The 12,922-nt window shown below is 61.5% G+C and carries 13 protein-coding genes; 6 read left to right on the forward strand and 7 right to left on the reverse strand.

Features of this window, described 5'->3' with window-relative positions; genetic code table 11:
• Positions 1–5 precede the first annotated feature (5 nt).
• Positions 6–1,187: a hypothetical protein gene (locus ACXR0M_RS16195; protein WP_458832809.1), complete on the forward strand. Its 1,182-nt coding sequence runs from the start codon at positions 6–8 to the stop codon at positions 1,185–1,187.
• Between the two features lie 125 nt (positions 1,188–1,312).
• On the opposite strand, the gene ACXR0M_RS16200 is transcribed toward ACXR0M_RS16195, so the two are convergent.
• The 3 genes from ACXR0M_RS16200 to ACXR0M_RS16210 all read right to left on the reverse strand — a co-directional run bounded on the left by ACXR0M_RS16200 (position 1,313) and on the right by ACXR0M_RS16210 (position 3,068).
• Complete coding sequence (locus ACXR0M_RS16200) at positions 1,313–1,465, reverse strand: DUF2256 domain-containing protein (protein WP_458832810.1); 153 nt, start codon at positions 1,463–1,465, stop codon at positions 1,313–1,315.
• A gap of 2 nt (positions 1,466–1,467) precedes the next feature.
• Positions 1,468–2,280, reverse strand: a complete 813-nt coding sequence (locus ACXR0M_RS16205) for a DUF1206 domain-containing protein (protein ID WP_458832811.1) — start codon at positions 2,278–2,280, stop codon at positions 1,468–1,470.
• A 95-nt stretch (positions 2,281–2,375) separates the two neighbouring features.
• Entirely contained in the window at positions 2,376–3,068 is a 693-nt protein-coding gene (locus tag ACXR0M_RS16210) for a lipopolysaccharide kinase InaA family protein (protein WP_458832812.1), read from the reverse strand.
• Between the two features lie 346 nt (positions 3,069–3,414).
• Here ACXR0M_RS16210 and ACXR0M_RS16215 point away from each other — a divergent pair, with 346 nt between their 5' ends.
• Positions 3,415–4,266, forward strand: a complete 852-nt coding sequence (locus ACXR0M_RS16215) for a LysR family transcriptional regulator (RefSeq protein ID WP_458832813.1) — start codon at positions 3,415–3,417, stop codon at positions 4,264–4,266.
• Here the strand turns inward: ACXR0M_RS16215 and ACXR0M_RS16220 are convergent.
• A complete protein-coding gene (locus ACXR0M_RS16220) occupies positions 4,263–5,717 on the reverse strand; it encodes an MFS transporter (RefSeq protein ID WP_458832814.1) in 1,455 nt (484 codons plus the stop codon). The genes ACXR0M_RS16215 and ACXR0M_RS16220 overlap by 4 nt on opposite strands.
• A gap of 221 nt (positions 5,718–5,938) precedes the next feature.
• Between ACXR0M_RS16220 and ACXR0M_RS16225 the strand changes: the two genes are divergently transcribed.
• Positions 5,939–6,697 carry an SDR family NAD(P)-dependent oxidoreductase gene (locus ACXR0M_RS16225; protein ID WP_458832815.1) on the forward strand — a complete coding sequence of 253 codons (759 nt, stop codon included), beginning with the start codon at positions 5,939–5,941 and terminating at the stop codon, positions 6,695–6,697.
• A gap of 17 nt (positions 6,698–6,714) precedes the next feature.
• Here the strand turns inward: ACXR0M_RS16225 and ACXR0M_RS16230 are convergent, their stop codons facing one another.
• On the reverse strand, positions 6,715–7,113 hold the full coding sequence (locus tag ACXR0M_RS16230) for a MerR family transcriptional regulator (RefSeq protein ID WP_458832816.1): 399 nt from the start codon (positions 7,111–7,113) through the stop codon (positions 6,715–6,717).
• A gap of 74 nt (positions 7,114–7,187) precedes the next feature.
• Between ACXR0M_RS16230 and ACXR0M_RS16235 the strand changes: the two genes are divergently transcribed.
• Complete coding sequence (locus ACXR0M_RS16235) at positions 7,188–8,252, forward strand: SDR family oxidoreductase (RefSeq protein WP_458832817.1); 1,065 nt, start codon at positions 7,188–7,190, stop codon at positions 8,250–8,252.
• Positions 8,253–8,315: 63 nt separating this feature from the next.
• Here the strand turns inward: ACXR0M_RS16235 and ACXR0M_RS16240 are convergent, their stop codons facing one another.
• Positions 8,316–9,644, reverse strand: coding sequence for an MFS transporter (locus tag ACXR0M_RS16240; protein ID WP_458832818.1), 1,329 nt, complete (start codon positions 9,642–9,644; stop codon positions 8,316–8,318).
• An 82-nt stretch (positions 9,645–9,726) separates the two neighbouring features.
• Positions 9,727–10,704 carry a hydroxyacid dehydrogenase gene (locus ACXR0M_RS16245; RefSeq protein WP_458832819.1) on the reverse strand — a complete coding sequence of 326 codons (978 nt, stop codon included), beginning with the start codon at positions 10,702–10,704 and terminating at the stop codon, positions 9,727–9,729.
• A 226-nt stretch (positions 10,705–10,930) separates the two neighbouring features.
• Here ACXR0M_RS16245 and ACXR0M_RS16250 point away from each other — a divergent pair, with 226 nt between their 5' ends.
• Positions 10,931–11,608: an RraA family protein gene (locus tag ACXR0M_RS16250; RefSeq protein ID WP_458832820.1), complete on the forward strand. Its 678-nt coding sequence runs from the start codon at positions 10,931–10,933 to the stop codon at positions 11,606–11,608.
• Between the two features lie 85 nt (positions 11,609–11,693).
• Positions 11,694–12,920, forward strand: a complete 1,227-nt coding sequence (locus ACXR0M_RS16255) for an MFS transporter (protein WP_458832821.1) — start codon at positions 11,694–11,696, stop codon at positions 12,918–12,920.
• The last annotated feature ends 2 nt before the right edge of the window (positions 12,921–12,922 follow it).

The following is a 12,922-nucleotide window of genomic DNA, read 5'->3' on the forward strand; positions in this document are numbered from 1 at the left end:
CGACCATGCATTTGAATACCCCCCGAACTTTGCGCACATTGACCCCGCTGGCATTATTGGGCGTCCTTGCCACGCCTGCGATGGCGATCCAGGTGACCGACAACCTTGATCTGGGCGGTGCCGTGCGGGCGCGCTGGGACTATGACCCGGACCGCGACATCCAGACATTCAACTTCGACACCGCGATCCTCAGTGCCAAGTACAACTCCGCGACCTGGATCGGCGAGGCCAAATACCGGTTCTACGGCCGAGCTTACCCGTACAAGTACACCAATAATGTGGGTGACGTGCAGTTCGCCGAATTGGCGTGGATCGGTTACAAGTTCAACCCCGACCAGCAGGTCCAGGTCGGTCTGAACCAGTTGCCGTTCGGTTTGCAGCCGTACTTCGGCAGCACGTTCTATCAAACCTTGGGCAGCGTCATGGGGCTGGAAGACATCGAAGAAGTTGGTGCCAAATACATCCAGCAAAGCGGTGACTGGAATCTCCAGGCTGGGTATTACCTGCGCCCGGCCTGGCAGGGCAAAGGCACCAGCAACGGTGAAACCTATTCCAGTGTTGTCTCTGAAGCGGACAGTTATGTCATCGACGGCAGCCACAACCAGGAACGCGACACCGTGGTTCTGCGAGTAGCCAAGTCGCTTGACCTTGGACCGTGGAAGTCCGAAGTCGGGATATCCGGACTGACGGCAACCTTGGAGAACCGCGACACAGACAATAATGGCCGGCGCAATGCCATGGCGGTTCATTACATCGGCAAAAACGGCCCGTGGGGCGTGCAATTGCAAGCCGCGCGGCAACAGATGTCGCCGCGCAACCCAGGCACCGATGAACTGGTGACTTTCGGCAGTTACGACGGCACCTTCAACGTCGCCAGTCGGGGCAACTTGTATGTGGCGGATGTGAGCTACGATGTCAGCGGCAAATACCTGTTCGATCAAGTCAGCGGCGTGAAGCTCTACGCCAACTACAGCGCCTTCGATAAATCCGCGAACGACTTCAAGACCTCGCAACGGATGATTTTCGGCACTTCGTTCTCCCTCAGCAAACTGTGGATAGCTACGGAGTGGTTGTACGGAAAAAATGATCCGGTCATTGGTGGTGGCAGTCTGACCCAGAGTCTGGGGGCGGGTGGTACTGACCAATGGGAAAACCAGCTTTACATGAACATTGGTTATTACTTCTGACCCCACGGGTTTACTGCATAACCTGTCGGATATCCTCGTTCAGCGCCGCTAACAGACCTTCAGATGATTGTGTCTGGCATTGCGGTACGCGGTTCGAGACGCCGCAGGCAACACAAACGGGCCTTTCAAAGGGCCCGTTTGTGTTCCCGGTCCTTACCCCGGCGGCAACGCTCCGAGCAATAACGCACCTCATCCCAGCAGCGCGCCCATTTTTTCCGCCAGGCAAAGGGCAGGCCGCAAGTCACGCAGGTCTTGATCGGCAATTCGCTTTTTTTCACCGCTACGCCCTCGAAACGCCCGGGACATCCATGTTGATCTTGCGCCAGAACGCTTCGGCAAAACTGTAGACCGAGAAGGCAATCAGACCGAACGCCATGACGATCAGGATCAACCAGCCAGCGGGCAAGTCCTGCAGCGCGTCGAGGGCTTCCTTCATGCCCGGTGGGTCCATTGCCTGATAGGCGGAGCCGCTGATCGCCATCAGCAAGGCGATTTCGATGAACACCACGCCACGGGCGATCAGACCGAATCGCGAGACCGGGCGCACGTAGCGCATGACTTCTTCGTCGGCTTCGAAATACTTTTCGAATGACGCCTTCCAGCCCTTGATCAAGTGAGCAATACCGACACCCAAGGGAATGAGTGCGACGAGGTAGATCAACAGGTTCGAGTGCTGCCAGGACAACAGGTGCGCCAGCCAGTCTTTGGTCTGCCCACCGGAGTCGCCCGAGCTGCGGATGCCGCTGATGAGCAGGCCGAGGGCAAAAATCGCCAGCGCGCCATTGACCATGCCACCGGCAAACAACCCCGCGCGAATCACCAGCCCTTTGATTTCCTTGCCGTGATGATCGACATCACGGGTGGCCTGGAGCACGCGCCAGGCCGCAAAGGCGAGCAGGCCTGCCACCACAATTCCCACCAGAAAATAGCCGAATGGCTGACTTAACAAGGCTTCGAGACTTTTGTGGCTGTCTTTCGGTTGCGTGGAGTCGCGTGCTGCCAGCAGTGCGAAGATACCGATGATCAGATACAGCAAACCCCGAGCGGCGTAGCCACCCCGAGCGAGTATTACCAGGCTGTGTTGCGCAGACATTGGATCGATTCCCGAGAGTGTTAACAGAGCAGACCTTTCCCGTGGGAAGGGGTTCTATCGACAATTCTCGGGTGGTGCTCAAGGCGTTTCGACCGTCAGGCGCGACGCGGCAGGGCAGTCAGCGGGCGCCCCAGATTCTTTTCGTAATGACTGAGGAAATGCTGCCATTGCGCTTCGCTCCAGCGCGAATGACGGCGCAGCTGCGCGATGTCATGGCGGGCGGCGCGCATGGAACTGACCCGGCCGTGGGACTTTTCCAGATCGAGCAGTGCCAGATCGAATTCCGGACCATTCGCTGTGGTGCTGGTCTTGATGAAAATGTGCTTGGTGCGCATGCAGCCATGCTGCCAGCGACCACGGTGCATCCGCGCCATCAGCACTGCGAGCTTCTCCAGGATGCCGTCGTGTTGCTCGGCAGTGAGCTGGCTTCCTGCGCCGTGTTCGTACCATGAATCCAGATCCTGAAAGCCGTTCAGGTCCTTGGTCACGAGAATACCGTGCCAGACGCCGGCAACTTTTTGCGCGCCGTAATAGATCGGCTGCGGGGCGTTGACGCCGAGCTGGACCAGCTTCGACAGCGCACGGCCTTCACGCAAAGTGGTGGGCCGTCCCAATGGGTAACGCAGGCTGCGGAACAGGTGCCCGGTCTGCCGTTTGACATAAACCGTCGTGCCGTCATGCATGACGCGTTGTACGCCGCTGGTGCCACTGCGTCGCACGTTAGGTTCTTCTACCCATGGCCCGGAGGTGTTCCACCAGTAAGAAAAACGTGGATCTGTTTGGGGCATCGCTCATTCCTTGGTTCTAGTTTTTTATGGTTCGCGCCAAAGGCCAGTCATTAAAGCGCGTCGAACCTGTCGTTAGGACTGGCGTGCCAATACTAGGCCAGTTCTGCATAAGCGTCATGTACAAAGAGACGTATTTGGTAACACTTTGCATTTAATTGAGAGAGGAAGTGGATGCGTGACGGTTAGTGTTAAATAGTCTGAATTTTTGTGACCGTGTTTTGTCCAAGGCGCCACTTTTTGAGGGGCGATTTACTGGTGGTCAGCGCGTGCGCCAGACCGTCCGCGTAGTCTGCAACTGAGCGCGCGCAGAAACGGACAACGTTTTCATTTTTATCAGGAGTGCGGCATGGACTGGAGTGACATGCGGGTCTTTCTGGCGATTACCCGAAGCGGCTCGCTGGGCGCCGCCGCCCGGCAACTGGGGGTCAGTCACCCGACGGTCGGCCGGCGTTTGCAGGTGCTGGAGCAGAGCACCGGGCAACCGTTTTTTCTGCGTACCGCTCAAGGTCTGGTGCTGACGGACGTTGGCGAACGGATTCTCAGTCTGGCGCAGGACATGGAGCACAGCGCGCTGGCCATCGAGCGGCGTCTGGCCGGGCATGGTGATCAGCCGGAAGGGCTATTGCGCATTTCTTCTGCCGACTGGTTCGCCTGCCATGTGCTGGCGCCGGTGCTGAGCGAGCTGGTGCAACGCTATCCGCTGATCGTGCCGGAAGTCATTGCCGGGCATCGGCTGTTCGATCTGGCCCGGCGCGATGCCGACATTGCTTTCCGTATCGTGCCGTTCACCGAGCCCGACATTGTTCACCGCAAGCTGACCACCCTGGCCTACGGGCTCTACACCGCGCTGCATGCGCCGGCGCCGCACCCTGATGGCGAAGGTCTGGGCCTGATTCTGATGAACGTCGCCCAAGGCCATTACCCGGATGTGCAATGGCTGCAGCAACGCTATCCGCTGGCCCACACCGTGTTTACCAGCAGCAGCCGCACGGTGCAGGCGCAGATGTGCGCTAGAGGGCTGGGCGTTGCGGTATTGCCGCGCGTCCTTGGTGACTCGGTGCCGGGGCTGCGCCTGCTGGATGAACACGAACCACCGCCGGGGCGCGATATCTGGATGGGCTATCACCAGGACATGCGCCAGATGGACCGATTGCGCGCGCTGGCCGATCTGGCGGCGAGCATGATTGGCGCGGATTAGGTCGAGCGCACCGCCGAAGCTTGCGGCTCCTGCGCCGGCTGCCGCGCCAGCGACAGGCTCAGTGCAACGCCCACGGTGAGGCAAGCGGCGATGCACAGCACCGAGACGGTGAAGGCGTGGGTGATGCTCTCCGCCGTCGTCTGTTCGCCGAGCAACGTGTAGAAAATCCCGCCGATCAGGGCGACGCTCAGCGAGGTGCTGATCTGCAATGTGGCGCTGGTGATGCCGGCGATCATCCCGGCATACGCCGGCGCGACCCGGCCGGTGACCATGCGCATCAACGTCGGCAGGCCCAGTCCCTGGCCGAAGCCGATCAGGAACAGGATCGCCGCCAAAGAGGTCAGGGAAGGGGCGAGGGCGGCTGGCGTCGCCGACAGCAACCAGCCGAGCCACAGCAGTCCACCGACTTCCAGCGCCATGCCTGTCGGGTTGACGTAGTCGCCGAGGACACGGCGCAGGCGCGGAACCGACAGCGGGCCAAGCAGGAACCCCGCGCCGAACGGCAGAAAAATCAGTCCCGCATGCAGCGCGCTCATCTGCAATGCGCCTTGCACATACATCGAAAACATCAGGAAAAACACGCCGATGGCATAGAAGCACAGCGCGACCAGCAGCGCGCGGCCCAGACCCGGTGCTTGCAGCGCGGCAGGGTTGAGAATCGGAGTACCGCCGGCGCGGCTCAAGCGAGTCTCGTAGCACCAAAACAACACCGCCAGCACTGGCGCGGCAGCAAGCGACAACCATGCCCACCACGGCCATCCCGCGGCGCGGCCTTCAATCAATGGCAGCACCAGCGCGGTCAGGGTCAGCATCGACAATACCGTGCCGACCAGGTCGAGCTTGCTCGGGTGCCGCGCCCGGGTCTCCTTGAGCAGCGGGATACCGAACACAATCACCAGCAGCGCAATCGGCAGATTGACCAGGAATATCGCGCGCCAGCCCATGCCCAGCACGTCGAGCGCAATCAGCACGCCGCCCAGCGCCTGACCGATCACCGACGCCAGGCCAAACACGGCGCCATACAGACTCAAGGCCAACGGCCGTTCCGCCGCCGGGAAAATCGCCTGCACCGAGGCCAGCGCCTGTGGTGCCATGACCGCGGCGGTCACGCCTTGCAAGGCGCGGCCGAGGATCAGCATCCACGGCGAAGCGGCCAGGCCGCACATCAGCGACGCCGCGGCAAAACCCAGCAAGCCGACAAAGAACATCCGCCCGCGCCCGTACAGATCGCCGAGCCGCCCGCCGGTGATCAGCGTCACCGCATACAGCGTTGCATAGGAGGAAATCACCAATTGCTCGGCCGAGGCGCCGGTGCCCAGATCGCTTTGGATCGAGGGCAGCGCCACATTGACGATAAAAAAATCCAGCGGCGGCAGAAACGCACCGACCAGCAGGATCGCGAACATCAACCAGCGCCGTGGCTCCGGCGCTTCGATTTCGATTGCAGACATGACAGGCATCCCCTGAGTGAAAGATCTGGCTTGGGGCGCGCGGGTTTGTGTCCCGCTCGCACCAGGCCGCTGGCGGCCAATGTAGGCAATCACACCGGGGCTTTCGCCTGACAAAACTGCACGGCCAGCGTTCATTCGTGTCAGTGCCGCTCGGCGCCGTTCACGCTCAGGATGGGCAGGTCGTTGCACACGACCGCTTATCAACGATTGAGGAGTCACACATGTCAGGTAAATTCAGCGCTCAGGTTGCCGTGGTCACTGGCGGATCCACGGGCATCGGCTTTTCCATCGCGCAAGCCTTGCTCGCCGAGGGCGCCCGGCGCGTTTACATCACAGGCCGCTCGGCGGGATCACTGGAGGCGGCGGTTGCCCGGCTCGGTGACAAGGCCGTTGCAGTGGTCTCCGACGTCGCGCGTCAGGCTGATCTCGACGCGCTCAAGCACACCATCGAGGCGCGGGGTGATCGACTCGACGCGCTGTTCGCCAATGCCGGGATCTGTGAGAAAAATCCTATCGGAGAAACCAGCGAGGCGGCGTATTACGCCATGTTCGACGTCAACGTCAAAGGCGTGTTCTTCAGTGTTCAGACGCTGCTGCCGTTGATGAAAGACGCCTCGGCCATCGTGCTCACCGCTTCGATCTGCTCCAGCAACGGCATGGAAGGCTTGAGTCTGTACAACGCGTCCAAGGCCGCAGTGCGCTCGTTTGCCCGCACCTGGGCAAATGAACTCAAGGGCCGCAAAATCCGCGCGAACGTGTTGAGCCCCGGCTTCACCCGCACGCCGTTGATGGACAACGGGCTGAAAATGAGCGAGAGCGACATCGCCGCGCTGCGCCAATACGTCGAGCAGATCACGCCGCTGGGCTACATGGCGCAACCTGAAGAAATCGCCAGTGCGGCGCTGTTTCTGGCCTCCGACGCCGCCCGGTACGTGAACGGCGTGGAGCTGATGGTCGACGGTGGTTTGTCGCAAATCTGAGGTCTGCGCGGAACCTGCTACGAGTCGATGGCCGCCATCTGATTCAACCGCTGAAGCTCGAGTTGCCGCGCCGCACTGGCTTCCAGATTGGCGCGTTCCTGGTCCAGATACCGATGGATGCTCTGCAGGTTTTCGATCTTCTGCTGGATGTCGGCCATCTTCCTTTCAATCAATTTGGCACCCTCGGCGCAGTCGATCAGCTGGTTGCGCTGCGCATCGAGAATCTCGCGGATTTCGCCGAGGGAGAAACCCATGCTTTGCGCGCGCTGGATAAAGTCCAGGTCCTGCAGGGTTTGCGTGCTGTAGACGCGATAGTTGTTGGCGCCGCGCTGGGCGGCGATCAGGCCGATTTGCTCGTAATAACGCAGCGTGTGCCGGCTGGCGCCGCTGCGGGTTTCGAGTTCGCCGATTTTCATGAAAACACCGCTTGACTGTAGAGTTGGGTCGATAGTTTACGCTCGATTTCTCATCTGAAAACAGGAGCAGGGAAATGCGCGTGGAGTGCTTTGTCACCGGCGGCACAGGATTTATCGGCCAGCATCTGCTGGCGCACCTGAGTGCAAAAGGTCACACCGTTCGGGTGCTGATGCGCCGTCCCGAACGACTCGCCGATCTGCGCGAACAAGTCGCTGCGCTGGGCGGCGACGCCAGCCGGGTATTCGCCGTAGCGGGCGATCTGCAACAGGATGGACTGGGCCTGAGCCTCGCAGACCGGACAGTGTTGCGGCAGGCCGGGGTCGTCTTCCATCTCGGCGCGCATTTCGCCTGGGGGTTGTCCGCGGCACAGGCGCGTGCGGTGAATGTCGAAGGGGCCAAGCGTGTGGCGGCGCTGGCGGCCGAACAACACAGCCGAATGGTGATGCTCGGCGGTTTCATGCTGAAGAATTTCGAGCATCTGCGGCGCATCGGCATCAATCCCTTTCAGCCGCAGCTGACGGACTGGCCAGCGGTCTACCGCCGCGTCGGTGGCTATGAGGGCAGCAAGCTGGAGGCGCATTTTGCGACCCTGGCGCTGATGGCCGCGCTGGGCGGCGAAATCACCGTGGTGCACCCGGCAACCGTGTGTGGCCACAGCCGCAGCGGGCATATCCTTGACGGTCAGCCGCTGGTGGCGCTGATACGCAACCTGATGCAAGGCAAGCTGACGGCGATACCCGGAAGCGCCCGGCACTGGCTACCGCTGGTGACCGTGGATCACCTGGTGGAGCTGACAGCGGCCAGTGCGTTCGATCCGGCGATGGCCGGGCAGGAGCTGCTGGCGCTGGATGAGCAGACGCCCGACCTGCGCGAATTGCTGGCACAGGTGGCACAACCGCTCGGGATCAAGGCGCCGAGGCATTACCTTTCGCTGCGCTGGCTGAAATGGCTGCTGCAGATCGCTCCCGTCGCGCGCTATCTGAATAGCCAACCCGAAGCGTTGGACTTTATCCAGACCACGCGTTTTGATACCGCAGCGCTTGAGCTATTTGCCAAGCGCCATGGCATCGTCAGGCCGGACATCCGCCAGTCGTTGCAGCACACTGCCAGGTTCGTTCATTCATGCGGCGTGCAGTAGGTCCGCTGTAAAAAAGATGCCCACTTTCCCGAGAAAAGTGAACATCAGATGTTGCGTGTGGCGTTACTTCACGCCGGCTGCGGCGGCGGTGTCAGCCTGTTCGATCTGGCGTTTACGACCCATCACCAGCACGGCGATGCCCGCAACCGTGCACAAAGCAGCCAGTGGCATCAGTGCCAGCGCATAGCTGCCGGTGGCGTCGTGGATCGCGCCGTAGGCATTGACCATCAGGCCGCCACCGATCAGGTTCGCCATGGCGCCCACGGCCGCCAGGCCCGCGGCGGCGGTGGACGACGACAGCCAGCCGGAGACCAGCGCCCAGAACGGCCCCTTCATGGAATAGGCACCGACGAGCACCATGGTCAGCATCAAGACCGTGGCCGGCAACGATGAGGTGAACAGAGTCATCAACAGACCTGCGGCTATGAGCAACATGGTCATCGCGGTGTGCCAGCGGCGCTCGCCGGTACGGTCGGAGCTGCGTCCCCAAATCACCATAGCCACCGAGGCAACGCCGTACGGAATGGCGTTGACCAGACCGATTTCCATGGCGCTGAGGCCAAAGGTTTTCAGCAGTTGCGGCGCCCAGACGCTCATGGTGCTGCCGGCCGCCGAGGCGCCGGAGTAGATCAACGCGAGAACCCAGATGTCCTTGTGGCGCAACAGCTTCCACAGCGAGATATGGCCGATCGGGGTTTTGTTCGCGGAGTCTTGCGCCAGGCGTTGAATCAGCCAGCCGCGTTGCTCATCGCTCAGCCACTTGGCCTGCTCTGGGCGGTCGGTCAGCACGAACAGACAGGCGATACCGAGCAGTACCGCCGGGATCCCCTCGAGAATGAACAGCCAGTGCCAGCCGCGCATGCCCATCCAGCCATCCAGGCTCAGCAGCAATCCCGACAGCGGTGAACCGATGAAGTTGGCCGCCGGAATCGCCACCATGAACAGCGCGACCATGCGGGCGCGGTAAGCCGTCGGCAACCAGTAGGTGAGGTAGAGCAGCACGCCAGGAAAAAAACCGGCCTCGGCAGCGCCGAGCATGAAGCGCATGAAGTACAGCGAGTTGGCGCCCTGGACGAACGCGGTACCGGCGGAGATCAGACCCCAGGTGATCATGATGCGGGCGATCCAGATCCGCGCGCCGTATCTCTGCATGGCGAGGTTGCTCGGCACCTCGACCAGGAAGTAGGCGAAGAAGAATAGGCTGCTGGCGAAGCCGAAGACCTTGGCTGACAGCTCCAGGTCATGGTTCATCTGCAGCGAGGCCATGCCGATATTGCCGCGGTCGATGATCGCGATCAGGTAGCAGATGATCAGGAACGGCAGTAACCGCCAGGCGACGCGGCGCATGGTGCTGCGTTCGAGGTCATCCGGCCGGGATGTGGCTGAAGTCATGGTGCTCTCCCATTGTTTTTTTTCTGGAGTAAAGCGGGGTGAACACGCCCGCATTCAAGCAGCGGGCGTGTGCGGAGTCCTGTCAGCTGTCGAACAGATGGCGATTGACCACGCAACGTGGATCCAGCGCGTTGCCTGCCCAGACATCGAGAACCTGTTGCAGCGCCACCAGCCCGACACGGTCACGGGCCTCGCTGGTATTGGCGCCGACATGAGGCGTGGCAACCAGAGTCGGCAAGCCCCACAGCGGGCTGTCCGCCGGTGGCGGTTCCGGGTTGAAGGTGTCCAGCCCGGCGCCGGCGATGCGTCGTTCGCTGAGCGCTTGCACCAGCGCGGCGGTATCGACCAGTTCACCGCGCGCGGTGTTGATCAGGATCGCGCCCGGACGCATGCGCGCAAATTGCGCCGCGCCGATCAGGTTGTGATTGGTCGCGGTCAACGGGCAATGCAGGCTGATGATATCGCTTTCGGCCAGCAGCCGATCGAAGTCCTCTTCGCGTTCAACGTGCGCGCGCTCCGGCATTTGCTTGAGATAGGGATCGAACACCTTGACCTTGATCCGCAGCGGGGCGACCAGGTCCATCAGGATGCTGCCTATCGAACCCAAACCCACCAGGCCGAGGGTCTTGCCGAAAAGTTCGATACCGTTGGCCGACGACTTGTCCCAATGCCCGTCACGCATGCGCGCATCCAGCAGGGCGGTCTGCCGGGCCACGCTGAACAGCAGGGCGAAAGCATGCTCGGCCACCGACTGCGCATTGGCGCCCACGGCGATCGACACCGGGATGCGCAGATCGGCAGCCGCCTGGATGTCGATCGTGTTGTAGCCCACGCCGTGCTTGGCGATCACTTTGAGCTGCGATGACGCCTCGATCATGGCGCGGGTCAGCTTGCCCTGACGCACAACGATGGCATCGGGCTGTTCCGCCCGAATGATCGCTTCGAGCTCATCTTCTGGCAGGTAAGGCGTGGTGGGAACGACGTTGACGCCGTGTTCGGCGGCCAGGCGCATGGCCTCAGGCGCCAGCTCAGGGCCGGTCAGCAGAATCGTGCGGGACATGTTCAATACCTTGTTTTTGTCATGGGGCGTAACAGCCGCTCAATGTCGGCAATGTTTTTACCCTATCATAATGAAATGACGTTGCAAGAAAATTAGAACAAGCCGCTTTTGTGCGCTGATCGCCCAGTTAAAAATGTTTTGCAAAGAGATTTATGGAATGCCATTCTAAAAAACAGATTCGGCAGGCTGTCGATGACATCGAATAATTCCAAGAGAGGTAGGTCACATGAGCATTGGCTTCCAAGTGCTTGAGCGCGCACGTAAAGTCGGCGAAGAATGGGTAGCGCGGTATCGCGAAGTGCCGGTCGCCAACGTGAGCGACTCGATGAATCGCCTGACCGCAGGTGGCGCACGCTTGCGCCCCATGCACCGTGAAGGCGTGCTGTGCGGTCCGGCCCTGACGGTCAAGGCTCGTCCGGGTGACAACCTCATGCTGCATTACGCGATCGATATCGCGCAGCCAGGCGATGTGATCGTGATGGACGCCGGTGGTGACCTGACCAACGCCCTGATCGGCGAAATGATGGTGGCCTACGCCATCAAGCGCGGTGTGGCCGGTATCGTCATCAACGGCGCGATTCGCGACTCAGCCAATATTGGCGCCAATGATTTCCCGCTGTACGCGGCGGGGATTTCGCATCGCGGCCCCTACAAAGACGGCCCGGGCGAGATCAATGTGCCCATCGCCATTGATGGTATGGTGATCGAGCCGGGTGATCTGCTGATCGGTGATGACGATGGCCTGCTGTGTGTGCCCTACGACTTTGTCGCTGAGGTTTACGCGGGCGCGACAGCCAAGCACGCTGCCGAAACCGCACAGATGGAAAAAATTGCCCAAGGCACCAATGACCGCTCGTGGGTTCTGGAGTCCTTGAAGAAAAAAGGTTGCCTGCTGCCAGGCTGAACCCTTGGAGCTGCGCACCTTGCGACGAGGTGCACAGTGCTCGCGGGTTGAGCTTCGTTTGCGGGTCTATGGAGGATTCGCAGACTTGTCCGCTTCATCATCACCGCAGCGCAAACCATGGCCCCGCGCGATTCGCGCGCTCGCCCATCGCAACTTCCAGATCTATTTTGCCGGCCAGGGCGTCTCCACGTTAGGCAAGTGGGTGCAGCAGGTCGCGCTCGCCTGGCTGGCCTATCACCTGACCGGTTCCGCAGTCCTGCTGGGACTGATCACCTTCCTCACACTGGCGCCACAATTGCTTATCGGCCCGTTGGCCGGGGCCTGGATCGACCGGCACGATAAACGCCGCATGCTGATCATCGTGCAAATGGTACTGGTGGCGCAGTCGCTGGTGCTGGCGATTTCTACCTGGCTCGGCTGGGTCGACGGCGCATTCATCGCCGGCATGGCGCTGCTGCTCGGCTTGCTCAATGCACTGGAAACCCCGCTGCGCCAGGCGCTGATCGGCAGCTTCGTCGATGACCCGGCCGACCTGCCCAATGCGCTGGTGCTCAACGCGATGCTGATCAACGCCGCGCGTTTCGTCGGCCCGCCATTGGCCGGTGCGCTGATTGCCCTGGCCGGCGAGGCGGCGTGTTTCACTCTGACCGCCGTAGCCTTTCTGGCCTTGCTCGGTGGCTTGCTGAAAGTGCGCGGCACGGCCAGCGCCAAAGCCGCCGGCTCTACTGCTCAGGTGTTCCGCGAGGGACTGGTCTATCTGTGGCAGACCCGCAGCGTGCGCCAATTGCTGGTCAACGTGATCATGGTCAATCTGCTGGCTTCCTGCTACGCGGCGTTGCTGCCGATTCTCGCCAAGGCCGTGTTCGCGGGCGATGCGCGCGTGCTGGGCTGGTTGTGGGGCGCGGCCGGCGCAGGTGCGTTCGTGGCGACACTGGTGCTGGCGGTGGGCGGTGCGTTGCCACGCCTGCGACAGTTTACCGATGCCGGGGCGATGCTCTGTGCGGTGGCGCTGATCGGCCTGTGGCTGGCGGGCGCGTTGCCCTGGGCGCTAGCGGCATTGGCGGTGCTGGGATTTGGCATCACCCTGAGCAATGTCAGCACCAACATGCAACTGCAAAGCGCCGCGCCGGATCATTTGCGCGGCCGGGTAATTGCCTTCTACATCGCCATGCGTTTCGGTTTCGAAGCCTTGGGTGGCATGGCCGCGGGCCTGATCGCCGCCCGTTGCGGCGCGCCGACGACCCTGGGGATCGCCGGCGGAGTGCTAGTGGCCGGGCTGTTGGGCCAGTACGCGATGCGTCGACGCGGCTGATC

The sequence above is a fragment of the Pseudomonas sp. Eth.TT006 genome, from assembly GCF_054456575.1.